24 protein-coding genes are annotated in these 26,031 nt (G+C 72.3%); 4 read left to right on the top strand and 20 right to left on the bottom strand.

Features of this window, described 5'->3' with window-relative positions:
* Positions 1-46: 46 nt before the first annotated feature.
* From AB0I91_RS16440 to AB0I91_RS16365, 16 genes are all read right to left on the bottom strand, one after another.
* Positions 47-814 (bottom strand): LamB/YcsF family protein, encoded by a 768-nt coding sequence (locus AB0I91_RS16440; RefSeq protein WP_498784874.1) that lies wholly within the window; start codon positions 812-814, stop codon positions 47-49.
* Complete coding sequence (locus AB0I91_RS16435) at positions 811-1,593, bottom strand: CPBP family intramembrane glutamic endopeptidase (protein WP_498784876.1); 783 nt, start codon at positions 1,591-1,593, stop codon at positions 811-813. The genes AB0I91_RS16440 and AB0I91_RS16435 overlap by 4 nt, the downstream gene beginning before the upstream one ends.
* A gap of 9 nt (positions 1,594-1,602) precedes the next feature.
* Positions 1,603-2,313, bottom strand: a complete 711-nt coding sequence (locus tag AB0I91_RS16430) for a CPBP family intramembrane glutamic endopeptidase (RefSeq protein ID WP_498784878.1) — start codon at positions 2,311-2,313, stop codon at positions 1,603-1,605.
* Between the two features lie 155 nt (positions 2,314-2,468).
* On the bottom strand, positions 2,469-3,545 hold the full coding sequence (locus AB0I91_RS16425) for an amidohydrolase family protein (RefSeq protein WP_498784880.1): 1,077 nt from the start codon (positions 3,543-3,545) through the stop codon (positions 2,469-2,471).
* Positions 3,542-5,077, bottom strand: coding sequence for a signal recognition particle protein (ffh, locus tag AB0I91_RS16420; protein WP_498784882.1), 1,536 nt, complete (start codon positions 5,075-5,077; stop codon positions 3,542-3,544). The genes AB0I91_RS16425 and ffh overlap by 4 nt, the downstream gene beginning before the upstream one ends.
* Positions 5,078-5,132: 55 nt before the next feature.
* The gene (locus AB0I91_RS16415; RefSeq protein ID WP_499637345.1) at positions 5,133-5,675 is read right to left on the bottom strand and encodes an AAA family ATPase; all 543 of its coding nucleotides are present in this window, start codon (positions 5,673-5,675) and stop codon (positions 5,133-5,135) included.
* Positions 5,676-5,897: 222 nt separating this feature from the next.
* Positions 5,898-8,252 (bottom strand): [protein-PII] uridylyltransferase, encoded by a 2,355-nt coding sequence (locus AB0I91_RS16410; RefSeq protein ID WP_498784886.1) that lies wholly within the window; start codon positions 8,250-8,252, stop codon positions 5,898-5,900.
* 30 nt (positions 8,253-8,282) lie between these two features.
* Positions 8,283-8,621: a P-II family nitrogen regulator gene (locus AB0I91_RS16405; protein ID WP_230567690.1), complete on the bottom strand. Its 339-nt coding sequence runs from the start codon at positions 8,619-8,621 to the stop codon at positions 8,283-8,285.
* A complete protein-coding gene (locus AB0I91_RS16400; protein ID WP_498784888.1) occupies positions 8,618-9,961 on the bottom strand; it encodes an ammonium transporter in 1,344 nt (447 codons plus the stop codon). Before AB0I91_RS16400 ends, AB0I91_RS16405 begins: the two co-directional genes overlap by 4 nt.
* Positions 9,962-10,307: 346 nt before the next feature.
* Positions 10,308-11,843, bottom strand: coding sequence for an alpha/beta hydrolase (locus tag AB0I91_RS16395; RefSeq protein WP_498774665.1), 1,536 nt, complete (start codon positions 11,841-11,843; stop codon positions 10,308-10,310).
* A 124-nt stretch (positions 11,844-11,967) separates the two neighbouring features.
* Positions 11,968-12,966: an allantoicase gene (alc, locus tag AB0I91_RS16390; RefSeq protein WP_499606889.1), complete on the bottom strand. Its 999-nt coding sequence runs from the start codon at positions 12,964-12,966 to the stop codon at positions 11,968-11,970.
* Complete coding sequence (gene allB, locus AB0I91_RS16385) at positions 12,963-14,294, bottom strand: allantoinase AllB (protein WP_498774669.1); 1,332 nt, start codon at positions 14,292-14,294, stop codon at positions 12,963-12,965. Before allB ends, alc begins: the two co-directional genes overlap by 4 nt.
* 5 nt (positions 14,295-14,299) lie before the next feature.
* On the bottom strand, positions 14,300-15,307 hold the full coding sequence (locus AB0I91_RS16380; RefSeq protein WP_498774671.1) for a glycerate kinase: 1,008 nt from the start codon (positions 15,305-15,307) through the stop codon (positions 14,300-14,302).
* Complete coding sequence (gcl, locus tag AB0I91_RS16375) at positions 15,304-17,019, bottom strand: glyoxylate carboligase (RefSeq protein ID WP_499606898.1); 1,716 nt, start codon at positions 17,017-17,019, stop codon at positions 15,304-15,306. Before gcl ends, AB0I91_RS16380 begins: the two co-directional genes overlap by 4 nt.
* Positions 17,019-17,891, bottom strand: coding sequence for a 2-hydroxy-3-oxopropionate reductase (locus AB0I91_RS16370; protein WP_499606901.1), 873 nt, complete (start codon positions 17,889-17,891; stop codon positions 17,019-17,021). Before AB0I91_RS16370 ends, gcl begins: the two co-directional genes overlap by 1 nt.
* Entirely contained in the window at positions 17,888-18,649 is a 762-nt protein-coding gene (locus AB0I91_RS16365; protein WP_499637343.1) for a hydroxypyruvate isomerase family protein, read from the bottom strand. The genes AB0I91_RS16370 and AB0I91_RS16365 overlap by 4 nt, the downstream gene beginning before the upstream one ends.
* Before the next feature lie 158 nt (positions 18,650-18,807).
* Between AB0I91_RS16365 and uraD the strand changes: the two genes are divergently transcribed.
* From uraD to pucL, 3 genes are read left to right on the top strand one after another with little or no spacing between them, the layout of a single operon-like run.
* Positions 18,808-19,293, top strand: a complete 486-nt coding sequence (uraD, locus tag AB0I91_RS16360) for a 2-oxo-4-hydroxy-4-carboxy-5-ureidoimidazoline decarboxylase (RefSeq protein ID WP_498774679.1) — start codon at positions 18,808-18,810, stop codon at positions 19,291-19,293.
* Positions 19,290-19,583, top strand: coding sequence for a hydroxyisourate hydrolase (locus AB0I91_RS16355; RefSeq protein ID WP_498774681.1), 294 nt, complete (start codon positions 19,290-19,292; stop codon positions 19,581-19,583). The genes uraD and AB0I91_RS16355 overlap by 4 nt, the downstream gene beginning before the upstream one ends.
* Before the next feature lie 3 nt (positions 19,584-19,586).
* Complete coding sequence (gene pucL / locus AB0I91_RS16350) at positions 19,587-20,465, top strand: factor-independent urate hydroxylase (protein WP_499637341.1); 879 nt, start codon at positions 19,587-19,589, stop codon at positions 20,463-20,465.
* A 41-nt stretch (positions 20,466-20,506) separates the two neighbouring features.
* Here the strand turns inward: pucL and AB0I91_RS16345 are convergent, their stop codons facing one another.
* The 3 genes from AB0I91_RS16345 to aceB form a co-directional block, all read right to left on the bottom strand.
* Positions 20,507-20,977 (bottom strand): Imm1 family immunity protein, encoded by a 471-nt coding sequence (locus tag AB0I91_RS16345; protein ID WP_498774685.1) that lies wholly within the window; start codon positions 20,975-20,977, stop codon positions 20,507-20,509.
* A gap of 75 nt (positions 20,978-21,052) precedes the next feature.
* Complete coding sequence (locus tag AB0I91_RS16340) at positions 21,053-22,249, bottom strand: DUF6986 family protein (protein WP_499637339.1); 1,197 nt, start codon at positions 22,247-22,249, stop codon at positions 21,053-21,055.
* Positions 22,250-22,251: 2 nt separating this feature from the next.
* Positions 22,252-23,784 (bottom strand): malate synthase A, encoded by a 1,533-nt coding sequence (aceB, locus tag AB0I91_RS16335; protein WP_498774689.1) that lies wholly within the window; start codon positions 23,782-23,784, stop codon positions 22,252-22,254.
* 84 nt (positions 23,785-23,868) lie between these two features.
* Between aceB and AB0I91_RS16330 the strand changes: the two genes are divergently transcribed.
* The gene (locus tag AB0I91_RS16330) at positions 23,869-24,621 is read left to right on the top strand and encodes an IclR family transcriptional regulator (protein WP_498774691.1); all 753 of its coding nucleotides are present in this window, start codon (positions 23,869-23,871) and stop codon (positions 24,619-24,621) included.
* Between the two features lie 43 nt (positions 24,622-24,664).
* Here AB0I91_RS16330 and ftsY read toward each other — a convergent pair whose 3' ends face one another.
* Entirely contained in the window at positions 24,665-26,008 is a 1,344-nt protein-coding gene (gene ftsY, locus AB0I91_RS16325; RefSeq protein ID WP_499637337.1) for a signal recognition particle-docking protein FtsY, read from the bottom strand.
* Positions 26,009-26,031 lie beyond the last annotated feature (23 nt).

The following is a 26,031-nucleotide window of genomic DNA, read 5'->3' as shown; positions in this document are numbered from 1 at the left end:
AGAGGGACCGACCTCGGCGAACAACCGACCATTCTGCCAGACGGGTCTACCGGAGGACGAATCGGGCCACGGGGACGCCCGCGTCCGCCAGCGCGGCCCGGATCTTCGTCGCGTGCTCGACCGCGCCCGGCGTGTCGCCGTGCAGGCAGATGGAGTCGACCTCCACCTTGAGCACGGCGCCGTCCGCGGCGATCAGCTCGCCCCGCTCGGCGAGCCGGAGCACCTGCGCCAGCACGGCGTCCGTGCTGGTCAGGACGGCGTTCGGCGCGGTGCGGGGCACCAGGGTGGCCTCGGGCGTGTACGCGCGGTCGGCGAACGCCTCCCGCACCGGGCGCAGGCCCGCCCGTTCGGCGTGGTGGAGCAGGCGCGAGCCGGGCAGCCCGAGGACGGGCAGGTCTCCGAACGCCTTCACGCCGTCGACCACGGCCTGCGCCTGCCGGTCGTGGTGCACGGTGGCGTTGTAGAGCGCGCCGTGCGGCTTGACGTACTCGACCGACGTCCCGGCCGCCTTGGCGCACGCGTCCAGCGCCCCGATCTGGTACAGCACCTCGTCGGCCAGCTCGGCCGGGTCCGCGTCGATGAACCGGCGGCCGAAGCCCGCGAGGTCGCGGTAGGAGACCTGCGCGCCGACCGCCACGCCCGCGCCCGCCGCCTGGCGGCACACCCGGCGCATGGTCGACGGGTCGCCCGCGTGGAAGCCGCAGGCCACGTTCGCGCTGGTCACGATGCCGAGCAGGGCTTCGTCGTCGCCGAGGCGCCAGATGCCGAAGCCCTCGCCGAGGTCGCTGTTGAGGTCGATCGCGCGGGTGCTCACGCGGGCATCACCCCGATGGAGACGAGGAGGAGGGTCAGGCCGGGCAGGAAGTTGTTGATCACGTGCGCCACCACGCTCGCGGTGAGCCGGCGGGTGATGAGGCGGGCGATGCCGATGGGCAGCGCGATGACGATGAGCAACGACGTCCGCAGCGGTTCGAGGTGGCTGGCCGCGAAGATCAGCGTGGTCAGCACGAACGCCGCCCACCGGCTCCAGCGCTGCCGCTCGATCGCGCCCCACAGCAGGCCCCGGTAGATCACTTCCTCGCACACCGGGCCCAGGAAGCACACGTAGACGAACATCGCCACGGCGGCGGCCAGGGGCAGCCCCGCGCCGTCCACGAGCTCGCCGATCGCGGAGGTGGCGTTCTTGTCGCCGACCACCCTCGACCAGATCACCGCGGCCACGTAGGTCAGCACGAGGCCGAGCGCGCCCAGCTTGAGCCCGACCTTGACGTCCGCCCAGTCCCAGGCGAGCCGGAGGTCCTGGAACGGGCCGTTGCCGCGCAGGTAGGTGATGGTGACCGCGACCGCCGCCGCCAGCACCGTCGGCACGATGGACCCGACCAGGACGAAGGTCACCGACGAGCCGATGTCCGTGCCCGACGTGCGGGCCACCGCCGTGATGAACACCGCGCTGAGCACGAAGACCGCTTCGACGAGCAGGAACGCGCCGAAGCCCCACCGCTGGCCCGCGTGCACCGCTTCGGGCTCCCGTCCCACCGCGCGGACGCTGGCGATCAGCCCCGGGGGCGGTTCATCCGGTCGTGTCACAGCCATCCACCCTAGTCAGCCGGTGTAGAGGTAGACGGCGGGCAGCAGGTTGTTCGTCGCGTGGGCCACCACGCTGGAGGCCACCCGGCCGGTGATCATGCGGGCCGCGCCGATGGCCAGCCCCTGCGCGAACAGGCTGAGCACGCGCCAGCTCTCCTCGTGCAGGAACGCGAAGACGACGGCGGTCAGCGCCAGGATCGCGATCCTGGGTATCCGGTAGTGGGCCAGCGCCTGCCACAGCGCGCCCCTGGTGAGCAGTTCCTCGGTCAGCGGCGCGCCGAGGAAGACGAACAGCGCCGCGGCGGCCAGCCAGACCGTCCGGCCGCCGGAGAGCGCTTCGATCTCGTCCAGCGAGCTGGACCGGTCCGGGTTGATGCGCAGCAGCAGCGCGCCGATGAGCCAGGCGGCCAGCAGCGCCGCGCCGCCGGCGGCCAGGCCCACTTTCAGGTCCCGGAGGGTGGGCACCAGGCCGAAGTCCTTGTTGGGCCCGTTGCCCCGGTACCAGGAGATGACGACCGGGCCGAGGCCGAGCAGGACGTTGGGCAGGAACACCAGCAGCAGGAGCGGGCCGAGCACCGGCGGGTCGGTGACGTCCACCTCGGCGAACCGGTCGGCGGTGGCGGCGGTGAAGGCGAGGATGGCGAGGTGGTAGCCGCCGAGCCCGGTGAAGAACGCCAGGAAGCCCCAGTGCGCCCGGCCGGTGTCCCGGTCCTGCTGTTCCTCCACTCGTCCGAACGTAGTGGTCCGGTGGGGCGGAGTGCTGCCCGAGGCCGTTCAAGATCACCCTGACGGCGGCAGCAGTCACTTCGGGTGGCGGAAGAACTCCTCGCCACCAGGCCCGATCGCGGATTTCCTACCGCCGCCGGACGGGTGCCGCGAGGTCAGGCGTGGATCCGGCCGCGCAGCATGACCAGCTTCGGGCGCCGCAGGGCGTCGAGGTCCGCGCGCGGGTCGTCCTCGTAGACCACGACGTCGGCCGCGGCGCCCTCGGTCAGCGACGGGAAGCCGAGCCACTCGCGGGCGGCCCAGGACGCCGCGCCGAGGGCCTGGGTGGTGCTCAGGCCGACCCCGTGCAGCGCCTTGATCTCGTCCACGATCCGGCCGTGCTCGATGCCGCCGCCCGCGTCCGTGCCCGCGAACACCGGCACGCCCGCCTCGACCGCCTTCGCGATGGTCCCGGCGTTGCGCTCGTACAGGTGCCGCATGTGGCCCTGGTAGACCGGGTACTTGTCCGCGCCGGCCGCGATGTCCGGGAAGTTCTCGATGTTGATCAACGTCGGCACCAGCGCGGTCCCGTTGCGGGCCATCTGCGCGATCGTGTCGTCGGTCAGGCCCGTGCCGTGCTCGATGCAGTCGATGCCCGCGTTGAGCAGGGCGGGCAGGGCTTCCTCGCCGAAGACGTGCGCGGTGACCCTGGCCTTGTTCTCGTGCGCGACCTTGATCGCCTCGGTGAGCACGTCCTCGGTCCACAGGGGCGCGAGGTCGCCGGTGGAGCGGTCGATCCAGTCGCCGACCAGCTTCACCCAGCCGTCGCCGGCGGCGACCTGCTCGGCCACCGCGGCCGGCAGGTCGGCCGGGTCCTCGATCTCGACGCCCAGGTACTTGATGTACCGCTTGGGCCTGGCCAGGTGCCTGCCCGCGCGGATGATCCGGGGCAGGTCGAGGCGCTCCTGCAGCGGTCGCGTGTCCAGCGGCGAGCCGCAGTCGCGGATGAGCAGCGTGCCCGCCCGCCGGTCGGCGAGGGCCTGGTCGACCGCCTCGGGCAGGTCGACCGCGCCCTTGGCGCCCAGGCCGACGTGGCAGTGCGCGTCGACCAGGCCGGGCACCAGGTAGCCACCGCTGCTGACGGTGGTCGCGCCGGGCACCGGCCGGGTGCGGATCCGCCCGTTGACCACCCACAGGTCCTGCGGGTCGCCGCCCTCGGGGAGGACGACGCCCCGCAGGTGCAGGCCGCTCACTTGTCGAACTTCAGCTTCGACGGGTCGAAGCCGGGTGGGAGCTGGTCGAAGCCGCCGAGGCCGGGGGGCAGCGCGGGGCCGCCGCCCTGGGGGGGCATGCCGGGCATCATCCCGGGCATCCCCGGGAACCCGCCGCGCACCTTCGGCGGCGTGGGGCCGCGGCCCTTGCCCTTCTTCCCCTTCTTGCCCTTGCCCTTGCGGTTGTTCTTGCCGCCACCGCCGGGCAGGCCGAAGCGGCCGGCCATCTGGCTCATCATCTTGCGCGCTTCGAAGAAGCGGTTGACCAGGTCGTTCACGTCGCTGACCCGGACGCCCGAGCCGTTGGCGATGCGCAGCCGGCGGGACGCGTTGATGATCTTCGGGTCGTCGCGCTCGGCCGGGGTCATGCCCCGGATGATCGCCTGCACCCGGTCCAGGTGCCGCTCGTCCAGGTTGGCCAGCTGGTCCTTCATCTGGCCCGCGCCGGGCAGCATGCCGAGCAGGTTCGCGATCGGGCCCATCTTGCGCAGGGCCAGCATCTGCTCCAGGAAGTCCTCGAGCGTGAGCTGGCCGGAGCCCATCTTGACCGCGGCGGCCTCGGCCTGGTCGGCGTCGAACGCCTGTTCGGCCTGCTCGATGAGGGTGAGCATGTCGCCCATGCCCAGGATCCGGCTCGCCATCCGGTCCGGGTGGAAGACGTCGAAGTCCTCCAGCTTCTCGCCGTTCGAGGCGAACAGGATGGGCTGGCCGGTGACCTCGCGGACGCTGAGCGCGGCGCCACCGCGGGCGTCGCCGTCGAGCTTGGTGAGCACCACGCCGGTGAAGCCGACGCCGTCGCGGAACGCCGTGGCGGTGTTCACCGCGTCCTGGCCGATCATCGCGTCGACCACGAACAGCACCTCGTCGGGCTGCACGGCGGCGCGGATGTCGACGGCCTGGCGCATCATCTCCTCGTCGACGCCGAGGCGGCCCGCGGTGTCGACCAGCACGATGTCGTGCTGCGCCCGCTTGGCCTCCTCGATGCCCTTGCGGGCCACGTCGACCGGGTCGCCCACGCCGTTGCCCGGCTCGGGGGCGAACACGGGCACTCCCGCGCGCTCGCCGACCACCTGGAGCTGGGTCACCGCGTTGGGGCGCTGGAGGTCGCACGCCACCAGCATCGGGGTGTGGCCCTGGCCCTTGAGCCACTTGGCGAGCTTGCCCGCCAGGGTCGTCTTGCCGGCGCCCTGCAGACCCGCGAGCATGATCACGCTCGGCGGGTTCTTGGCCAGGTTGAGCCTGCGGGTCTCCCCGCCGAGGATGCCGACCAGCTCCTCGTTGACGATCTTGACGACCTGCTGGGCCGGGTTCAGGGCCTGGCTGACCTCGGCGCCCTTGGCGCGCTCCTTGACCTTCGCGATGAACGTGCGCACCACGGGCAGCGCGACGTCGGCCTCCAGCAGCGCGACCCGGATCTCGCGCGCGGTCGCGTCGATGTCGGCCTCGGACAGCCGCCCCTTGCCCCGCAGGTTCTGCAGGACCGAGGTGAGCCGGTCGGAAAGGGTGTTGAACACGATGCCGCCAGACCTCGCACGTCGTCGGTGGGTTCCTCGTACTCAGGGTAGCCGTTCACGCCGGCGTCACCGACAGGCGCAGGTGGTCACGACGGGTCAGCAGGGTCAGGCCCTGCCAGCCGCGCGGCGGCACGCCCTCGGCGAAGCGGGCGCGCAGCTTGGCCGCGCGGCGCACGTGCCGGGCGAACGACCGCGACCGGATCAGCCTGCCCCGCGCCACCTGGCCGGACAGGGCCTGCTCCGGGCTCGCGTCCAGCCACAGGAAGTGCCTGGGCCGGTTGGTCAGCACGCCGACGGCGACGAGGCAGGCGCGGGTGGTCGGGCGGGTGGACGGCTCGTGCACGAGCAGCAGGCCGCTCGCGGTGATCGCGAACCACACGATCCGGGCGCGGTGCACGAAGTGCACCAACGGCCGGTAGAGCCGGTAGGGCAGGGACTCGGGGAAGAAGGCGCGGAGGCTGGTCCGCACCTGGTCGGAGTCGAGCACGACGGCGGGCGCGCCGTCCGTGTCGGCGGCGGCGAGCAGCGTCGACTTACCCGCTCCCGGCAGTCCGGCCAGCACGACCAGCGAGCGCGGCCTCACGGCGACAGCGGTCATCGCATCCATACTAAAGAGACGTTTCGGACGCCCACGAGTTCCGGGCGTGATCGAGAGCGGCCCAACCCCTCGACAGGCCGCTCCCGACCACGCGGTGGCGCTGACCCCGCCGGCGCCCCCCGGTCCGCGCGGTCCCCCGTGCCACGGGAGAAGCCTCCCCCGGCACGGGGTCCACCGGCAGCGTGAGCCCCCTCGGTCGGTTGTGCGTAGACCTACGCAACCTCAGCGCGCGGCCAGCAGCACGGCCCGCTCGATCCGCCGCCGCTGGTCGGCGTCGCCGCCGTCGGGCAGCGTGATGGCGAACGAGTCCACCACCGTGGAGCCCAATGTGGACACCCGCGACCAGACGATGTCCACTCCGGACTGCTCCAACGCGTCCGCGACGTGGTGCAGCAGCCCGATCCGGTCCGCCGCGCGCAGTTCCAGCACCACCGCGCCGGTCGACTCGTCGTCGAACCAGAGCACCCTCGGCGGTGGCGGGTCCTGCGGCGGGCCGCCGTAGTCGCGTTCCTTCGCGGCGAGCTTGTCGGCCAGCGCGAGGGAGCCGTCCAGCGCCCTGGTGAGCTGCTCGCGAAGCAGGGTCACGTCCGGCAGGGAGCCGAACCTGGGCGACACGGTGAACACGTCCACGGCCGCGCCCTCGTGCGAGCGCAGGGTCGCGGCGTGCACTTCCAGGGAGTTCAACGCGAGCACGCCCGCCGCGCGCGACAGCAGCCCCGGCCGGTCGGGCGCGACGACCGTCACGGTGGCCGCGTGGTCGCCCGGGTCGACCAGCACGTCCGGTTTCCCGCTGTCCAGCACGGCCCGGGCGAGGTCCTGCTGGCGCTGGTCCAGCGGCTCCGGCTTGGGCAGCGGGTCGCCCGCCATCGCCGTGCGGCAGCGCGCGACCAGGTCGCTGATCAGCGAGGCCTTCCAGTCCGACCAGACGCCCGGCCCGGTGGCCACGGCGTCGGCCTCGGCCAGCGCGTAGAGCAGCTCCAGCAGCACGGGGTCGCCGCCGAGCGTGTCCACCACGCGGCGCACGGTGGCCTCGTCCTCCACGTCACGGCGGGTGGCCGTGTGCGGCAGCAGGAGGTGGTGGCGCACCAGCGCGGTGAGCGTGGCCACGTCCTGCGGCCACAGGCCGAGCCGTTCGGCGATCTGCGTGGTGATCGCCGCGCCGACCTCGGAGTGGTCGGCCTGCCTGCCCTTGCCGATGTCGTGCACCAGGGTGCCGAGCAGCAGCAGGTCCGGCCGGGACACCCTGGTCACCAGGCGCGCGGCGTGCGCGGTGGCCTGCACCAGGTGCCGGTCGACGGTCCACGTGTGCGCGGCGTCGCGCGGCGGCAGGTCCCGCACCGCGCCCCACTCGGGGAACAGCCTGCCCCACAGGCCGGTGCGGTCCAGCGCCTCGACCACGTCGATCAGGCCGACGCCGGTGCCGAGCAGGGCCAGCAGCTCCTCGCGGGCCTCCCTCGGCCACGGTTGGCGCAGCTCCGGGGCCGAGTCGGCGAGCTTGGCCAACGTGCCCGGGGCGATCGGGTGCTTGCTGCGTGCGGCGGCCGTGGCGACCCGTAGTAGTAGTGCCGGGTCACGGCTGGGTACCGCGTCACGCGCCAACGCCACCTCGGAGCCGTGCAGCACGACGCCCTCGTCCAGCGGACGTCTGGCCGGTGCCCGCCTGAGCGGGGAACGGGCGAACACGCCCAGTCCGCGCTTGGGCACCGCGGCGCGCGCTGTGCGCATGGCCACGTCCACGGCGTAGACGATCGTGCGCGCGGCGGACGACATCGAACGGGCCAGCGTGAAGCGGTCCTGCAGGCCCAGCGCGGTGGCGACCTCGTCGCCGTCCTGCGCGCGGAGCACGTCGCGCGGCCTGCCCGCCACCCGGCGCAGCTCGGTGCGCACGTCCAGCAGCAGCTTGCGGGCCTCGTTGACCTCGGCGGACGGCCGGTCGGTCAGCTGCGCCGCGCTCAACGCGTCCAGCAGCGTCACGTCGCGCAGCCCGCCGCGGCCGTGCTTGAGGTCCGGCTCGACGCGGTGCGCGATCTCGCCGCTGCGCGCCCACCGCCGCGACGCCGACTCGGCCATCTCGTCCAGCCTCGTGCGCACCCCCGTGCGCCACGCCTGCCGGGCGCTGTCGGTCAGCCGTTGGCTGATCTCCTGGTCGCCCGCGATGTGGCGGATGTCCAGCAGCCCCAGCGCGGTGCGCAGGTCGCCGGCGGCGACGCGCAGCGCCTCGCCGACCGTGCGCACCGAGTGGTCCAGGCCGATGCCGGAGTTCCACAGCGGGTACCAGAGCTTCTCGGCGATCCCGTCCACGCCCTTGTGCCCGTTGTGCACCAGGAGCAGGTCGAGATCGGAATAGGGCACCAGCTCCCGCCTGCCCAGACCCCCCACGGCGACCAGTGCGACCCCACCGCCCGGTCCGCCGACGCCCGCCAGCGAGGCGTGCGCGGTGAGCCAGAACTCGTGCAGGTCCACCAGCGCCTCGCGCAGCGACTCCCCCGTCAAACGGCGCCGACCTGGCGCGAGCAGCCGATCGCGTGCTCGCACCAGGTCGTCAGCCGTGACGACGGCCGCCTCGGCGTTATCCATACGGCCGTCTCCCATTCCTACTTCGGATCCCTATAGGGCATCCGAGCCGCGCTCCCCGGTGCGGACCCGGATGACGGTGTCGACCGGCGTCACCCAGACCTTCCCGTCACCGATCTTGCCGGTGCGCGCGGCCTCCACGACGGCGTCGAGGACCTTCTCCACGGCGGTGTCGTCCACCAGGACCTCGATGCGCAGCTTGGGCACGAAGTCCACGGCGTACTCGGCGCCGCGGTAGACCTCGGTGTGGCCCTTCTGCCTGCCGTACCCCTGGACCTCGCTGACGGTCATGCCCAGCACGCCCAGCTGCTCCAGGGACGCCTTCACGTCGTCCAGGGTGAAGGGCTTGATGATCGCGGTGACCAACTTCATGACTTGTTGCTCCCCTCGAGGACCGCAGTGGCGCCGGCGGCGACACTGGGCTTGCTGCCGCCACGGGCGCCGATGCCGCTGCCGAACTCGTACGCGGTCTCCGCGTGCTCGGCCTCGTCGATGCCGGCGACCTCGGCCTCCTCGTCGGCGCGGAAGCCGACGGTGAGCTTGACCAGGTAGCCGAGGACGAGGCTCAGCACGAACGAGTACGCGAGCACGGCCAGCGCGCCGACGGCCTGCCGCCACAGCTGGTCGACGCCGCCGCCGTAGAAGAGGCCGTCGATGCCCGCCGGGGCGGCGGAGCTGGCGAAGAAGCCGATGAGAATGGTGCCCGAGAGGCCACCGACCAGGTGCACGCCCACGACGTCGAGCGAGTCGTCGAAGCCGAATCGGTACTTCAGGCTGACCGCCAGGGCGCACAGGGCGCCGGTGATCGCGCCGATCGCGATGGCGCCGAGCGGGGTGACCGCCGAGCAGGCCGGGGTGATCGCGACCAGACCCGCGACGACGCCGGACGCGGCGCCGAGCGTGGTGGCGTTGCCGTCGCGGACCCGCTCCACGAGCAGCCAGCCGAGCATCGCGGCGGCGGTGGCGACCAGGGTGTTGACGAAGGTGACGCCGGCGGTGGCGTTCGCGCCGAGGGCGGAGCCCGCGTTGAAGCCGAACCAGCCGAACCACAGCAGACCCGCGCCCAGCACGACCAGCGGCAGGCTGTGCGGCTTCATCCGGTCCTTCGGCCAACCGACGCGCTTGCCGAGGACGAGCGCCAGCGCGAGACCCGCCGCACCGGCGTTGATGTGGACCGCCGTGCCGCCCGCGAAGTCGATGGCGAGCAGCTTGTTGGCGATCCAGCCGCCCGCGTCGACGACGTTGCCGTCAGCGTCCTTGCCGTCGAAGTCGAACACCCAGTGCGCGACCGGGAAGTACACGAGCACGGCCCACAGGCCGGCGAACAGCAGCCACGGCCCGAAGCGCGCCCGGTCGGCGATCGCGCCGGAGATCAGCGCCACCGTGATGATGGCGAACATCGCCTGGAACGCGACGAAGACGGTGCTCGGGATGGTCCCCGACAACGACTCCTTGCCGAGCAGGCCGTCGAGGCCGAAGAACTCGAACGGCTTGCCGAGCAGACCGGCGCCGACGTCGGTGCCGAACGCCATCGAATAGCCGACCAACACCCAGAGCACACCGACCACGGCGATTGCGCCCAGGCTCATCATCATCATGTTGAGCACACTCTTCGACCGGACCATGCCCCCGTAGAAGAAGGCAAGTCCCGGCGTCATCAACAGCACCAGTGCGGCACTGGTGAGCACCCAGGCGGTGTCCCCTGTATCCACGTCGACCTCCACTGCACGTCGGTTGCAGGGAGCATCGGTATGTCCTGTTTCACGCGGTTGCGCCTCAGGTTTCGGGCAGGTGAACTGTCCCGCCCCTGGTGTTACGGGCAGGTTTCGCGGGCTTGAAGCAAGCAGTTCCGCCCGCGATCAGTCCGGGTCGCCGCGGAATTTCCGGTGACGGACCGTGCGAGCACGACTCGACTTTGCGGTGGTTCGTGTGATCCCGCGCCAAGCCCTGACGACGCTGGGTCACCAGCGGTGAGACGCCGGGCCACGTGGTCGCGACCGAGCCTGCCAGACCGGCCGGCGCCGCCCCCACCCGGTGGCGGGGGCGGCGCCGTGCCGACTACTTCAGCCAGCCCGGGATGACCGAGGTCGGGCCCGCCGGGACCGGCTTCGCGTCCAGCGACGCGACCGACTGCGGCGCGGGCTCGACCGCCGCGCACCGCGCACCGGGTCGGGGCGTCTTCAGGTCGACCAGGTAGTCGTCCGTCGCGCCGCGGGTGCAGTCGCTGCGGTCGTAGACGCCGTGGCCCCAGCCCTCGTAGGTCAGCAGGACCGTGGTGTGGCGGCTCTGCCGGTGCGCGTTGGCGGCCCACTCGTAACCGGTGGCGGGGTCGTGCAGCGCGTTCAGCATGAGGATCTGCGGCGCGTCCTTGATCTTCAGCCGGTGCTGCGGGTTGTTGACCCGCTCCGGCAGCCCGACGCAGCCCGCCATGGCGGTGTGCCCGAGCGACGAGCCGCGCATGTGCGGCGCGAGCTGCCGGGCGCGGTCGACCAGGGCGGAGAACTGGCGGTGGTCCTTGATGCGGATGGCCCAGTCCTGGCAGAACACGGCCGGGAACGGGTTGTTCGCCGTCTCCTCCGCCGCGAAGGCCGACGCGGGCGTGCCCGCGCCGAGCTCGACCAGGAACTCCGACAGCGGCTGCCAGTCCGGGCCGTAGAACGCGCCGAACGCGGCGCCGATGATGTCGTCGGCGGACACCTTGCGGTCCGGGTCGAACGGGTCGGCGATCTCGCCCCGGTCGGCGCGGGCCAGCAGGTCGTCCCACACCTTCGCCACGTCCTGGCCGTGCAGGGCGCAGGACTCGGTGCGGTCGCACCACGCCACGAACTCGCGGAACGAGTCCTCGGCGGTCGCGGCCTCGGTCTCGTTGAACCGCCACGTGCCGAGGCTGTGGTCCATGTTCGAGTCGATCACCATGGCGCGGATGTGGCGGCCGAACTCCTCGGCGTACTGCTGGCCGATGAGCGTGCCGTAGGACAGGCCGTAGTAGTTGATCTTCCGCTCGCCGAGCGCCGCGCGCAGCGCGTCGATGTCCTTGACCACGGCGCCGGTGTCGGCGTGGTCGTAGATCGGGCCGCTGTGCTCGCGGCAGTCGGCGGCCAGCTCGCGGTTGTACGCGGCGAGCGCGTCGAACCCCCGCTGGTCGGTCGGGTAGATCGACGGCTGCGCGCGCAACACGTCCACGGAGCACCGGACGGCTTGGCTGCGCGCGACGCCGCGCGGGTCGAACCCGATGATGTCGAAGCGCTGCTGCACCTCGGGGCTGAAGTAGCCGTCCGCCCCCAGCGCGAAGTTCACGCCCGAGCCACCCGGACCGCCCGGGTTGACGACCAGGACCCCGATCCGCTTCGCGGGGTCGGTGGCCTTGCGGCGGGCCACCGCGAGGTCGAACTTCTCGCCGCCCGGCTTCGCCCAGTCGATCGGCAGGCTCAGCGTGCCGCACTCCACCTCGGCCAGCTCCGGGCACGGCCGCCAGTCGATCCCGCCCGCGCCGGGCGCCGCCGGCTGCGTTTCGGCCGACGCCACCGACGTCGTGCCGACTGCGAGCGCCAACGCGGTGGCGACACCGCCGAGCGCCCTGATGATCGGTCGCACAGGTTCCTCCCTAGTTCCTGTTCACCCAATCGGGTTTTCGCAGGCTTCCAGGGCAGCCGAACCCCCCACAACCGACTGAAGTCTCACCGACAATCAGCCCAAGGGCTGACAACTTCGACGCCTTTCAGCGCAAGTCCTGGTAGCGCTGGGTGATCACCCTGAGACCGTCAGGGGTCAACCGGCCGAACAGCCGCAGCCGTGCCATCCCGCCGTCCGGGTAGATGTCGAGCCGCGCGTGGGTGGCCTCGGCGGCGTTCTCCACGCGGAAGCGGTGCCGGGTGTCGGGCTGGAGCCGGGTGCGCGGCAGCACGTCGAACTCCGCGCCGGTGCGCGCGTCGCGGCCCCGGACCGACGCCCAGCCCGGCGCGTTGCCCTTGAAGTGGCTGGTGTCCAGCTCCGCGAGCCGGATGACGCCCGGCGCGGCCAGCTCCACCTCGACCCAGTCGTTGCCGTCGTCGCGCCGGCGCGCGGTTTCCCAGCCCTCGCCCATGACGGTGGCCTGACCGGGCGCGATGAGGTTGCCCGGGGCGCTGTAGAACATGTTGCTGCACCCCGTGATCGACGCGCCGTTCTCCAGCGCGGCCAGGTCCAGCGCGTCCGGCACGATCAGGTCCGGGTCGGCCACGGGCGTGCCGAACACGCGCAGCCTGGCCACCCCGCCGTCCGGGTGGATGGTGAGCCGGACGTGCGTGTAGCGGCGGTGCGCGGACACCTCGAAGTAGTGCTTGCGGTCGCCTTCGAGCGGCGACCTGGGCACCACGGTCTCCCAGCCGGCCAGCTCGTCGGGCGCCGGGTAGCCCGTGGCGGAGGTGGCCTCGACGGAGGCGAACGGCGGGTAGTTGCCCTTGAAGAACGCGGTGTCGACCACGACGCCCTTGATCACGCCCGGCAGGCCGAGCCGGACGATCGCGTGGTCCTCGCCCGCCTCCCGGCGGCGGCGCGTCTCCCACCCGTCGTAGACCTGGCCCTTGTGCCCGAACGTGTAGGTCCGGTACTCCGGCTCGGTGGCGCGGATCAGGTTCTCGCGCTCGGCGAAGAACTCGTCGTTGGCCCACAGCACGCTGCCGCCGACCGCGCGGCAGGCCAGGTCGGGCAGTCGGGTCCAGCCGGGGACTTCCGTCATGCGTCTCCTCGTGTCCGGTCCATCCGGTCCTCGGCTCGGCCGAGGTTGCTCAGCAGCCGGCCGCGCGGCCGGTCGTCGATCCGCCGACCGCGCAGCCACGTCTGCCGCACCACGCCCGCCAGCGGACGGCCGTGGTAGGGCGTGACGGGGTTGCGGTGGCGCAGCGCGGCGCGGTCCACGACGAACGCGTCGTCCGGCGCGAACACGCAGAAGTCGGCGTCCGCGCCGGGCGCGATGCGGCCCTTGGCGCCCAGCCCGACCAGGTCGGCCGGGTTGGTGGCCATCCACCGGACCACGTCGGTCAGCGCGTGCCCGCGCTGCCTGGCCTGGGTCCACACCGCGGGCAGGCCCAGCTGCAGGCTCGCGATACCGCCCCACGCGGTGGCGAAGTCGCCCTCCTTCAGCTCCGGGGTGCACGGCGAGTGGTCGGTGACGACCAGGTCGATCAGGTTCTCGCCCAACGCGCGCCAGAGCTGCTCGCGGTTGGCCGCGTCGCGGATCGGCGGGCAGCACTTGAACTCCGTGGCGGTGTCGCCGATCTCCTCCGCGACGAACGTCAGGTAGTGCGGGCACGTCTCGGCGGTCAGCCGCAGCCCGAGGTCCTTGGCGATCCGCACCTGCCGCACGGCCTCGCCGCTGGACAGGTGCAGCACGTGCAGCCTGGCCTTGGTCTCGTTGGCCAGGTCGACCACGGTGGTGATGGCGTGCTGCTCGGCCCGGTGCGGTCGGGAGTCGAGGAAGGCGCGGTAGCCGGGACCGGGGTCGGTGACCTCGAGCGGGTCCTCGGCGTGCACGATCGTGAGGGCGTCACGTCCGCGCAGCCGCAGCAGGGCCGCGCGCAGCTCGTCCTCGCTGACGTGCGGGAACTCGTCCACGCCCGAGTGGATCAGGAAGCACTTGAAGCCGAACACGCCGGCGTCGTGCAACTCCTCCAGGTCGTCCAGGTTCGTCGGCACGATGCCGCCCCAGAACCCGACGTCCACGTGCGCCTTGTCCCGCGCCGCCTCCCGCTTGGCCTTCAGGGCGGCGACGGTGGTCGTCGGCGGCAGGCTGTTGAGCGGCATGTCGATGATCGTGGTGACGCCGCCGGCCGCCGCCGCCCTGGTCGCGCTCTCGAAGCCCTCCCAGTCGCTGCGGCCCGGGTCGTTCACGTGGACGTGCGTGTCGACCAGGCCGGGCAGCAGCACTTCGTCGTCGGCGAGCGTCACGACGGTCCCGGCGTCCAGGCGGTCGGCCACCTCGACGATCCGACCGTCCGCGACGCCGACGTCGGCGCGGCGTTCGCCGTCCGGCGTGATCACTCGGGCAGCGCGCAGCACCAGGTCCATGCACGTCACTCTCCCAGCCGGTCGGCGGCGATGCGACCGGCCAGACGTCGCAGGACCGGTTCCGGTTCGGCCAGGCAGCGCCGCAGGTCGGGCTCGACGTCCAGCAGGGCGTAGGCGGCGTCGAGGCCGAGCTCCGCCGGGTCGACGGCGCACCGGCCGGCCACCGCCACGACGGGCACGCCGCCCGCCGCCCTCGCCACGCCCGCCGGCGCCTTGCCGCGCGCGGTCTGGTGGTCGAGCGAGCCCTCGCCGGTGATCACCAGCCGGGCGCCGGGCAGGTGGTCGGCGAACCCGACCAGGTCGAGCACCACGTCGATGCCCGCTCGCCTGGTCGCGCCGAGCACGGCCAGCGCGGCGAACCCGATGCCGCCGGCCGCGCCCGCGCCGGGGTGGTCGGCGTAGGACGGGTCGACCTCGTCGGCCCAGTCCCGGAGCCTGGCCTCCAGCTCCTCGACCTGGCGCGGGGTCGCGCCCTTCTGCGGGCCGTAGACCGCCGCCGCGCCGTGCGGCCCCAGGAGGGGGTTGTCGACGTCGGTGGCCAGGATCAGCTCGACGTCGCGCAGGTCCCGGCCGCCGAGCCCGTCGAGCATCCCCCTGCCGCCGTCGGTGCACGCGCTGCCGCCCACGCCCAGGACCAGCCGTCGGCAGCCCAGGTCGTGGGCGGAGCGCAGCAGCTCGCCGACGCCCCTGCTGGTCGCCGTCATCGGAGCGGGACGGTCCAGCAGGGCGGAGCCGGCGGCCGCGGCCACCTCGACCACCGCCGTGTCGCCGCGCACCGCGAAGCTCGCCGGGACCGGCCTGCCGACGGGTCCGGTGACCCACCGGCCGACCCGGACGAACCCGGCGGCGACGGCGGCGTCCACCGTGCCGTCGCCGCCGTCGGCCACCGGCAGGCAGCGCACGTCCAGGTCGGGGACCACGTCCCGCAGGCCGCGTGCGACGGCGGCGGCCACGCGCGGCGCGGTGAGCGTGCCCTTGAACTTGTCGGGCGCGACGACGACGTGCCCCGTCACGGCACCTCTTCGTACTCGCGAACGGCGGCGATCGACGTGCCGTTGGCGGTGTTGCCCTCGCGTTCGATCATGATCTCGACCAGGACGGGACGGCTGGTGCGCTCGGCCTCCTTGCGCGCCCACGCCAGGCCCTCCCGGATCTGCCCCGGCTCGGTGACCCTGGTGCCGGAGCACCCGTAGGCCTCCATGATCTTGACGTTGTCCGACCCGACGGTGTCGTAATGGATGTCGACCTGGTACTCCATGTCGTAGCCGCCGTGGTCCTCGGCCATCCGGATCAGGCCCAGGTACTCGTTGTTCAGCATGATCAGCACGAACGGCACGTCGTACTGGGCGCCGACGGCCAGCTCCTCCACCAGGAACTGGAACGAGTAGTCCCCGACGATCCCCACCACCTCGGCGGCCGGGTCGGTGTCCTTGAGCGCCTTCTTCACGCCGATCGCGGCCGGTATCTCCCAGCCGAGCGGCCCGGCCTGCCCGCACACCTGGTAGTGCCGGGGTTTGTGCGCCTTCTGGTGCTGGCCGGACCAGATCTGGTACAGCCCGATCGCGGTGACGAAGTAGGTGTCCGGGCCGTAGAACTCGTTGATCTCCTTGAACACCCGCGGCGCTTTCACCGGCACGGTGTCGAAGTCCTCGCGGCGCAACAGGGTCGCCTTCAGCTCGCGGGTCCGCGCCGTCCAGGCGTTGTCCGGCCGGGGACCGGTCCTGGCCTTCGCCAGGGTGAGCAACGCCCGCAGGAACGCCTTCACGTCCGAGACCACGCCCAGGTCGGGCCCGAAGACCTTGCCGAGCTGCGTCGGCTCGACGTCGACGTGGACGAACTTCCGGTCGCCCCGGTACGTCGCCAGGTCACCCGTGTGCCGGTCGCCGAAGCGCGCGCCCAGCGCCACCACCAGGTCGCTCTCCAGGAACGACGCGTTGCCGTACCGCTGGGACGTCTGGATGCCCGTCATGCCCGCGTACAGCGGGTGGTCCTCGTCGACCGCGCCCTTGCCCATCAACGTGGCCTGGATCGGCACGTTCAGGTGCTCGGCCACCGCCAGCAGCTCCTCGTGCGCCTCGGCGAGGATCACGCCGCCGCCCGCGAGGAGCAACGGCCGTTCGGCGGCCAGGAGCAGGTCCAGCGCCCGGGCCACGCGGGCTGGGTGCGGTTGCGGCCGGGTGACGGGCAGCGGCGCGTCGATGGTGTGGTCCCACTCGATCTCCTGCTTCTGCACGTCGATCGGCAGGTCGATCAGCACCGGTCCCGGCCGGCCGGACCGCGCGATCCGGAACGCCTCCCGGAAGATCCACGGCGCCTGCGCGGCCTCCTTGACCTGCACCGCCCACTTGGTCACGGGCGCGGCGACCGCCACGATGTCGACCGCCTGGAACGCCTCCTGGTGCAGCTTGGACGTGGCCGCCTGCCCGGTGACGCACAGGATCGGCACGGAGTCGGCCTGCGCGGTGTAGAGGCCGGTGATCATGTTGGTGCCGGCCGGGCCGGACGTGCCGATGGCCACGCCGACGTTGCCGGTCGTGCGCGACCAGCCGTCGGCCATGTGCGTGGCGCCTTCCTCGTGCCGCACGATCAGGTGCTCGATCGCGCCGTCTTCCTCCATCGCCTTGTAGAGCGGCAGGATCGCCGCTCCGGGGCAGCCGAAGACCGTGTCGACCCCCTCGCTCTTGAGGACCTCCACGACCGCTTGCATGACGGGTACCCGAGCCATCAGGCCCTCCCGGACAGGTTCTCGATGACCTTCAACAACGCCGAGTGGTCGAGGGATCCGTACCCCTGTGCCCGGCCGGACGCGATGAGCTGGGCGATCAGCCCCGTCACCGGTAGTGCGAGGTCGACCTGGCGGGCCGCGGCCAGCGCGATCCCCATGTCCTTGTGGTGCAGGTCGATGCGGAAACCCGGCTGGAACTCGCGCGCGATCATCGCGTCGCGCTTGAGGTCCAGGACCCGGTTGGCGGCCAGCCCGCCGGCGAGGACGTCCAGACCCGCCTTGGCGTCCACCCCGGAGGCCTCCAGCAGCACGATCGCCTCGGCCACCAGGGCGTAGATGCCGCCGACCACGAGCTGGTTCGCGGCCTTCACCACCTGGCCCGCGCCGTGCGGGCCGACGTGGACGACGGTCTTGCCCAGCACGTCGAGGACCGGTTTCGCGGCGGCGAAGTCGGCCTCGCCACCCCCGACCATGATCGACAAGGTGGCCTGCCGCGCGCCGGTCTCACCGCCGGACACCGGCGCGTCGAGCACGCGGACGCCGCGCTTCGCGCCCTCCTCGGCCACGGCGAGGGACGTCTCCGGGCGGATGGTGCTCATGTCGACCAGGAGCGCACCCCGGTCGACCGCGTCGAGGACCGTGCCCAGGACGACGTCTTCCACCTGCGGGTGGTCGGGCAGCATGGTGATGACGACTTCGGCGTCCGCCACCGCGTCACGCGCACTCGCCGCCGCCGTGCCGCCCGCCGCGGTCAGCTTGTCGAGCGCGTCCCGGCTCAGGTCGAAGCCGGTGACCCGGTGCCCCGCGGCGACCAGGTGCGCGGACATGGGCGTGCCCATGATGCCCAGGCCGATGAACCCGATCCTGCTCATCGCCGTCCCTCCTCGGTGAGCCAGTCGAAGCCGCCGGTCCGCGCGTGGTACTCCAGGCCGACGTAGCCCTGGTAGCCGTTGGCCTCGAGCTTGGCCAGGTAGCCGAAGACGTCGAGCTGTCCCGTGCCCGGCTCGCCGCGGCCCGGCGCGTCGGCGATCTGCACGTGGCCGATGCGGTCCACGTGGTCGGAGACGACGGCGTCGAGGTCGTCCCCGTTGACGGCGAGGTGGTAGAGGTCGGCCAGCAGCGCCACGTTGTCGCGGCCGACCTGGTCGACGACCTCCAGCGCGTCCGCGGCGGTGAGCAGCGGGTACTCCGGCGCGCCGGAGAGCGGCTCCAGCAGGACCACCGCGCCGATCTCCGCGGCCACGTCGGCGGCGTACGCGAGGTTGTCCAGCGCGGTGTCCGTGGTGGGGAAGTTGCCGTGCAGGGCGTTGAACGCGCGGCAGCCGAGCCGGCCCGCGATGCCGGCCGCGATCTCGACGTTGGCGCGGAACTCCGACTGCCTCCCGGGCCACGCCACCAGGCCCCGGTCGCCGGCGGGCAGGTCGCCCGCGAAGAAGTTGAGCCCGACGAGCCGCACGCCCGCGTCGGCCACGGCCGCCTCGAACGCCTCGATCTCGCGGGACGGGGGCACGGCTTCGGCGAACGGCCACCAGAACTCGACCGCGTCGAACCCGGCCGCCCGAGCCGCGGCGGGTCGTTCCAGCACCGGTAGGTCGGTGAACAGGATCGACAGGTTGACGTCGTAGCGCATGAGGAGCTTCCTTCCACAATGCGGAAGCTAACTTCCGTACATCGAGAGACTAGGCAGGTCGTCGACGACGGCGCAAGACTGTTGACACGCTCGGAGGCGCGCTCGTACCGTCCCTCCTTGCGGAAAGGTGATTCCGCGATACAGAAAAGGGAGCCTTGGTGCCCGATCTGGAAGGGTTCAACTCCGCGCCCGCGGCCGAGCTCCGCCCCCTGCTCACCGACTGCCTCGCCGTGCCGCGCTGGGTCGACGCGCTGCTCGCCGGCCGCCCCTACGCCGACGTGGACGCGCTGCTCGCCGCCTCGGACCGGCACGCGGACCTGACCGACGACGAGGTCCTGACCGCCATCGGCGGTCACCCGCGCATCGGGGAGCAGGCCTCGGGGGGCGGGGTGGCCGCGAAGTGGTCGGCCGACGAGCAGTCCGGCGTCGGCGCGTCCCTCGGCGACCGGCTCTTCGCCGCCAACGCCGCCTACGAGGACCGGTTCGGGCACATCTACCTGGTGTGCGCGACCGGGCTGAGCGGTGAGCGGATGCTGGCCGACCTGGCCGAGAGGATGGCCAACCCGCCGGACGTGGAGCTGCGCGTGGTGAACCGGGAGCTGGCGAAGATCGCGGCGCTGCGGCTGAGGAAGGTGCTGGCATGACGACGCTGTCCACCCACGTGCTCGACGCCGAGGCCGGCCGGCCGCGCGTCGGCGTGCCGGTCCGGTTGGCGCGCGACGGCGAGGTGCTGGCCGAGGGCGTCACCGACGACGACGGCCGGCTGCGGTTCGCGCGCGAGCTGTCGCCCGGCGTGCACCGGCTGACGTTCGAGGTCGACACGCCGTTCTACCCGGAGGTCACCGTCGCGTTCCGGGTCACCGGCGACCCGCCGCACCTGCACGTGCCGATCCTGTTGAGCCCGTACGCGTTCACGACCTACCGAGGGAGCTGACCGATGGCCATCGTCCTGGGGCCCAACCAGTACGGGAAGGCGGAGAACCGCCTCGTCACGGTGACCCGCAACGGCCCCGTGCACACCATCAAGGACCTCACGGTCGGCACCTCCCTGCGCGGCGACCTGGCGGACACCCACCTGACCGGCGACAACTCGAAGGTGCTGGCGACCGACACGCAGAAGAACACCGTCTACGCCTTCGCCAAGCAGGCGCCGGTCGGCGAGATCGAGGACTTCGCACTGCGCCTGGGCCGGCACTTCGTCTCGTCGCAGGAGGCGATCACCGGCGCCCGCGTGCTCGTCGACGAGCACGCGTGGGAGCGCATCGAGGGCAACGACCACTCGTTCGTGCAAGGCGGCAACGAGAAGCGCACGACCGCGGTGACGGTCGAGGGCGAGCGCGCGTGGGTGGTGTCGGGCGTGCGGGACATGGTGGTGCTCAAGTCGACCGGGTCGGAGTTCCACGGCTTCCCGCGTGACGAGTACACGACGTTGAAGGAGACCTACGACCGGATCCTGGCCACCTCGGTCACCGCGCGGTGGCGCTACCAGGGCGACGGGATCGACTGGGCGAAGAGCTTCGCCGAGATCCGCCGGCTGCTGCTGGCCACGTTCGCGGCCAAGCACAGCCTGTCGTTGCAGCAGACCCTGTACGCGATGGGCGAGGCGGTGCTGCGGGCCCGGCCGGAGGTGGCGGAGGTGCGGCTGTCGATGCCGAACAAGCACCACTTCGCGGTGGACCTGTCGCCGTTCGGGCTGGAGAACGACAACGAGGTGTTCTACGCCGCCGACCGGCCGTACGGGCTGATCGAGGGCGCCGTGCTGCGTGACGACGCGGAGGACGCCGGCTCGGCCTGGCACACCCTGCCGACGTTCTGAAAGCGGGTCGCGGACCGTGCTCCCGGACCGGGGAGCACGGTCTAGTGGCCCGTCACCTTCTTGTGCAGGGCCATGCGCTGCAACCGCCAGGCGTGGAACAGGTCGGCCTCCTCGTACCAGTCCACGACGGTCGGCCGGCGGGCGGTGAACATGAACTCCAGCAAGATCTCGCGGTACGTCGTCAGCGGCACGGCCACGCCCGGCGGGAAGTCGGTGTAGGTCTCGTCCACGTACGGCGCGTCCGGCTCGCCCTTGGGCCAGCCGGTGAACTCGTCGTCCACGTAGTTCAGGTAGCCCCACGCGCCGCGGACGGCGAGCACCAGGTTGTGGTCGCTCTCCCCCTCGGCGTCGGGCGCGCGGCCGAAGTGCTCCAGCATCCCGTCGTTGCACTCGGGCCGCGCCAGGGCGGCGATCAGCACGTCCACGTCCGCCGCGCACGCCACCACCTGGTAGCGGAACTCCGCCCGCTCCAGGTCCGGCAGCCCGGTCCACAACCCGGCTCGCATGGTCATGGACACACACTGACCGGTATCGCGTGATTCGGCTTTTCGCTGGTTTGAGGATCACCCCATCCAGCGATGCCACGATCACTCTCTTCTGGCTAGAGCCTGCAATTCGGTCACGGTGAGTCCCGTCGCACGGTGGACTTCGTCCTCGTCCAGGGCACCGCAGTCCAAGGCGCGGAGGAACGACGTGGACAGCGCCTGCGCGGTCGCGGGCTCGTCCAGCACCGAGCCGCCGGCCCGCGCCACGTACGCCTTGAGCCGGCGCGCGTCCGCGTCCACCCCTTCCAGGTAGAACGCGTGCACGGCCGCGTACCTGGTCACCAGTTGCGCCGGGTGCAGGTCCCAGCCCTGGTAGAAGCCGTGCGCCAACGAACGCCGCACCAGCCGGTAGTGCGTGCGCCAGCCCTCGTGCACGTCCTCGCCGACCGGCAGCACGTTGGTGGAGCCGTCCGACAGCGCGACGCCCGTGCCGGCCGCGGACACCTGCATCACGTTGCGCGCGAAGTCGCACGCCCCGTGCGCCAGGTGCTGGTGCGCCGCGCCCAGGCCGCAGGCCGCCGTGTAGTCGTACGTGCCGAAGTGCAGCCCGGTGACCCGGCCGCGGCCCGCCTCGATGAACCGGGGCAGGGCCAACCGGCCTTCGCGGTCGACGATCGACTGCGTCGTCTCGACCTGGACCTCGAACCGGAGCGGCAGCCCGAACAGGTCCAGGACGTCGCCGAGCACCTCCACCTGCGCCACCGAGGTGACCTTCGGGAACGTGATCACGAAGCCCTCGGGCGCCTCGCCCAGCGCGGTGAGGAAGACGTCCAGCGTCCGGATGCCGCGCTCGCGCAAGGCCCTCGTGTCGAACGACTTCATCCGCAGCCCGAACCGCAGCGGCGCCGTGCCGTCGCGCAGCCAGTCCCGCACGACGAGCGCGGTGCGCTCGGCGTCGGAGTCCTCCTCCGCGTCGGAGCGGACGCCGTAGCCGTCCTCGAAGTCGATCCGCAGGTCCTCCACCGGTTCGCCGCCCAGCTTCGCCCGCACGCGCCCGTGCACGACCTCCGCCACGTCCGGCGCGAGGTCGAGCACGTCCGCCAGGCCGTGCGGCGCGTGCTCGTCCAGCGCCGCAAGCGCTTGCGCACCCCAGTCGCCGAGCGTGGCCGGGCTCACCCGGTCGGCGGGCACGTAGCAGGTGTGCACGGGTTGGCGGCCCACCGGCGCACGAAGCTCCACATCGGACAGCCGCGCGGTGACCGCGCGCACCGCGTCGGCCGACAACGACGTGCGCGGCACCGTCAGCCGATCCGCTCGTAGGCGGGCAGGGTCAGGAAGTCCACGAACTCGTCGGACAGCGCGACCTGCTCGAACAGCTCCACGGCCAGGTCGAGGTGCTCGCCCTCGAGCTTGTCCCGCACCTGCGCGAGCACGGTGCGGACCAGCTCGGCGGTGACGGGCGTTCCGTCGTCCAGCACGACGTCGTTGTGCACCCACTGCCACAGCTGCGAGCGGGAGATCTCGGCGGTGGCGGCGTCCTCCATCAGGTTGTGGATGGCCGCCGCGCCGTTGCCGCCCAGCCAGGACAGCAGGTACCGCACGCCGACGTCCACGGCGGACTCCACGCCCGCGCGCGTCGCGCCGCCGCCGGCCGACTTGAAGTCCAGCAGCTGCTCGGCGGTGACGGACACCTCGGGCCGCAGCTCGTCGAGCTGGTTGGGCTTGTCGGAGAATTTCTGGTCGAAGATCTCCGCGCACACCGGCACCAGGTCGGGGTGCGCCACCCACGAGCCGTCGAACCCGTCGCCCGCCTCGCGCCGCTTGTCGTCGCGCACCTTCGCCAGCGCCGCGCGGGTGACCTCCGGGTCGCGCCGGTTCGGGATGAACGCCGCCATGCCGCCCATCGCGAACGCGCCGCGCTTGTGGCAGGTGCGCACCAGCAGTTCGGTGTAGGCGCGCATGAACGGCACGGTCATCGTGATGCTGTTGCGGTCGGGCAGCACGAAGTCCCGGCCGGCGTCGCGGAAGTACTTGATGACGCTGAACAGGTAGTCCCAGCGGCCCGCGTTCAGGCCGGACGCGTGCTCGCGCAGCTCGTAGAGGATCTCGTCCATCTCGAACGCGGCGGGGATCGTCTCGATCAGCACGGTCGCGCGGATCGTGCCGTGCGGGACGCCGAGCCGGCGCTGGGCGGCGGTGAAGACGTCGTTCCAGAGCCGGGCTTCGAGGTGGCTCTCCATCTTCGGCAGGTAGTAGTACGGCCGGCCGAGTTCGGCGTTGTGGAAGAAGTGCAGGCCGAAGTCGACCAGCGCGCCGATGGCGGGCCTGCCGTCGACCTCGACGTGCCGCTCGGGCAGGTGCCAGCCGCGGGGGCGGACCACGATCGTCGGCCGGGCCACGTCGTCGCGCAGGGTGTAGTGCTTGCCCTCCGGCGAGGTGTGCTCGACCGTGCCGCGGGCCGCGTCGTAGAGGTTGACCTGGCCGGAGACGACGTTGTGCCAGTGCGGGGTGTTGGCGTCCTCCAGGTCGGCCAGCCAGACCTTCGCGCCGGAGTTCAGCGCGTTGACGGTCATCTTGCGCTCGGTCGGGCCGGTGATCTCCACCCGCCGGTCGCGCAGCGGCTCGGGCGCCTCGGCGACCCGCCAGTCACCGTCGCGGATCGCCTTCGTCTCCGGCAGGAAGCCCAGCGGGCGGCGGTCCGCGCGGCGGCGCATCAGGGCGGCGTGCTCGAGCGCGAACGCGCGGTGCAGCTCGGCCACGAACTCCAGCGCGTCCGGCGTGAGGATCTCGTCCCCGCGCTCGACTTCGCCACCGAGGACGCGAACACCGGACATGGAAGCCCACCTCGTTCCGAGTCGGTTTCTACTTCGCGGACTATAGTTTTCACCACGCGGAACGGCAACGAAGGAGTGGTGTCGGTGGCACGAGAGTCCACGGGCGGCGTCCAGTCGCTCCAACGCGCCTTCGACCTGCTGGAACGCCTGGCCGACGCGGGTGGCGAGGCGAGCCTGTCCGAGCTCGCCGCCACCTCCGGCCTGCCGCTGCCGACCATCCACCGGCTGATCCGCACCCTTGTCACGCTGGGGTACGTGCGGCAGAACAGCAACCGCCGGTACACGCTCGGGTCCCGGCTGATCCGGCTCGGCGAGAGCGCGTCGCGGCAGTTCGGCACGTGGGCGCGGCCGTTGCTGGCGCAGTTGGTGGACCAGGTGGAGGAGACCGCGAACCTGGCCGTGCTGGACGGTGACGAGGTGGTGTACGTGGCGCAGGTGCCGTCACGGCACTCGATGCGGATGTTCACCGAGGTGGGTCGGCGGCTGCTGCCGCACGGCACGGGCGTGGGCAAGGCGATGCTGTCGCAGCTGCCGCGCGACGAGGTGCGCGCCCTGCTGGCCCGCACCGGCCTGCCCGCGTACACGCCGAACACCATCACGGACCCGGACGTGCTGCTGGCGTCGTTGGACCAGATCGCCGAACAGGGCTACGCGCTGGACGAGAGCGAGCAGGAGCTGGGCGTGCGCTGCGTCGCCGTTCCGCTGCACGGCGCACCGACCCTGGCCGCCGTCTCCGTCTCGGGCCCCGACAGCCGCCTGACCAAGGACTCGCTGCCCCGGATCATCCCGGAAGTCCTGGCCACCGCCACCCGCCTCTCCACCAGCTCCCCCACCTGACCCACCCCGGAACGCGCGCGGTCCGGAGGTAGGACGCGCGGGATCAGTTGAGGAGGGCGTCGACGAAGGCGGTCGGTTCGAAGGGGGCCAGGTGGTCGGCGCCCTCGCCGAGGCCCACGAGCTTCACGGGCACGCCCAGCTCGCGTTGGACCTGGAACACGATGCCGCCCTTGGCGGTGCCGTCCAGCTTGGTCAGCACGATGCCGGTCACGTCGACCACCTCGGCGAACACCCGCGCCTGGGTCAGGCCGTTCTGCCCGGTGGTGGCGTCGAGCACGAGGAGCACCTCGTCCACCTCCGCCTGCTTCTCCACCACGCGCTTGACCTTGCCCAGCTCGTCCATCAGGCCGGTCTTGGTGTGCAGCCGGCCCGCCGTGTCGATCAGCACGGTGTCCACGCCGTCGACGACGCCGCGCTTGACCGCCTCGAACGCCACCGAAGCCGGGTCCGCGCCCTCGGCCCCCCGCACGGTCGACGCGCCCACGCGCGAACCCCACGTCTCCAGCTGATCGGCCGCCGCCGCGCGGAAGGTGTCCGCCGCGCCCAGCAGCACCGTGCGGCCGTCGGCCACCAGCACCCGGGCCAGCTTGCCCGTCGTCGTGGTCTTGCCCACGCCGTTCACGCCCACCACCAGCACCACGGCGGGCTTCGGCCCGGACGCGCCGTCGGCGTGCGGCAGCGCGTTCACCGCGCGAACCATCTCCGGGTGCAGCGCGTCGACCAGCACGTCCCGCAGCAACGCCCGCGCGTCCTCGGACGTGCGCACGCCACGCGCCACGATCTGCTCGCGCAGCGCCGTCACGATCTGGTCCGTGATCGCCGCGCCGAGGTCCGCCATCAGCAGCGTGTCCTCGATGTCCGTCCACGAGTCCTCGTCCAGGTCACCCGCGCCGAGCAGCCCCAGCAGGCTCTGCCCGAACGTCGACCGCGACCGCGACAGCCGTCCGCGCAGGCGCTCCAACCGACCGGAGGTCGGCTCGATCTCCTCGATCTCGGAAGCCTCTTCGGGCAGCTCGACCTCGACGAACCCGCGCTTGACCGAGTCGCGCGGCACCGCCGCGTCGTCACCGACGCCGGGCTGGCCGTCGACCTCGGTCCGCTCGGCGACCGGGTGCTCGACGGGAGCGGGCGTGGCAGCGGGCGACGCGCCGGCGCGCTCCACGGGCTCGGCCGGCCTGGTCGGTTCCGCCACCGGCGGCGCGGTCGCGTTGAACGTGATGGCGCCGCCGGCCTGGTAACCGCCCTTGGCCGGCTTGTCCTGCTTGTCCTGCTCGGGCTCGGTGAGGCTGATCCGCCGGCGCCGCGCCAGCACGACGCCCGTCACGAGGGCGACCGCGAGCAGGGCCGCGACGACGACGATGATCCAGATCAGGGACGTGGTGGACACGGCGCAATCCTCGCACGCCACCA

The sequence above is a fragment of the Actinosynnema sp. NPDC049800 genome (assembly GCF_040656635.1).
Classification (GTDB): Bacteria; Actinomycetota; Actinomycetes; order Mycobacteriales; family Pseudonocardiaceae; genus Actinosynnema.
Note: the sequence above shows the minus strand (reverse complement) of the source record. Positions and strands in the feature narration are given on the sequence as shown.

Coding starts and splice junctions, on each gene's coding strand:
- AB0I91_RS16435 (WP_498784876.1), bottom strand. CDS start 1,593: ATGGCTGTGACACGACCGGATGAACCGCCCCCGGGGCTGATCGCCAGC.
- AB0I91_RS16415 (WP_499637345.1), bottom strand. CDS start 5,675: ATGACCGCTGTCGCCGTGAGGCCGCGCTCGCTGGTCGTGCTGGCCGGA.
- AB0I91_RS16410 (WP_498784886.1), bottom strand. CDS start 8,252: ATGGATAACGCCGAGGCGGCCGTCGTCACGGCTGACGACCTGGTGCGA.
- AB0I91_RS16405 (WP_230567690.1), bottom strand. CDS start 8,621: ATGAAGTTGGTCACCGCGATCATCAAGCCCTTCACCCTGGACGACGTG.
- alc (WP_499606889.1), bottom strand. CDS start 12,966: ATGACGGAAGTCCCCGGCTGGACCCGACTGCCCGACCTGGCCTGCCGC.
- allB (WP_498774669.1), bottom strand. CDS start 14,294: ATGGACCTGGTGCTGCGCGCTGCCCGAGTGATCACGCCGGACGGCGAA.
- gcl (WP_499606898.1), bottom strand. CDS start 17,019: ATGGCTCGGGTACCCGTCATGCAAGCGGTCGTGGAGGTCCTCAAGAGC.
- AB0I91_RS16370 (WP_499606901.1), bottom strand. CDS start 17,891: ATGAGCAGGATCGGGTTCATCGGCCTGGGCATCATGGGCACGCCCATG.
- AB0I91_RS16365 (WP_499637343.1), bottom strand. CDS start 18,649: ATGCGCTACGACGTCAACCTGTCGATCCTGTTCACCGACCTACCGGTG.
- AB0I91_RS16355 (WP_498774681.1), top strand. CDS start 19,290: ATGACGACGCTGTCCACCCACGTGCTCGACGCCGAGGCCGGCCGGCCG.
- pucL (WP_499637341.1), top strand. CDS start 19,587: ATGGCCATCGTCCTGGGGCCCAACCAGTACGGGAAGGCGGAGAACCGC.
- AB0I91_RS16345 (WP_498774685.1), bottom strand. CDS start 20,977: ATGACCATGCGAGCCGGGTTGTGGACCGGGCTGCCGGACCTGGAGCGG.
- aceB (WP_498774689.1), bottom strand. CDS start 23,784: ATGTCCGGTGTTCGCGTCCTCGGTGGCGAAGTCGAGCGCGGGGACGAG.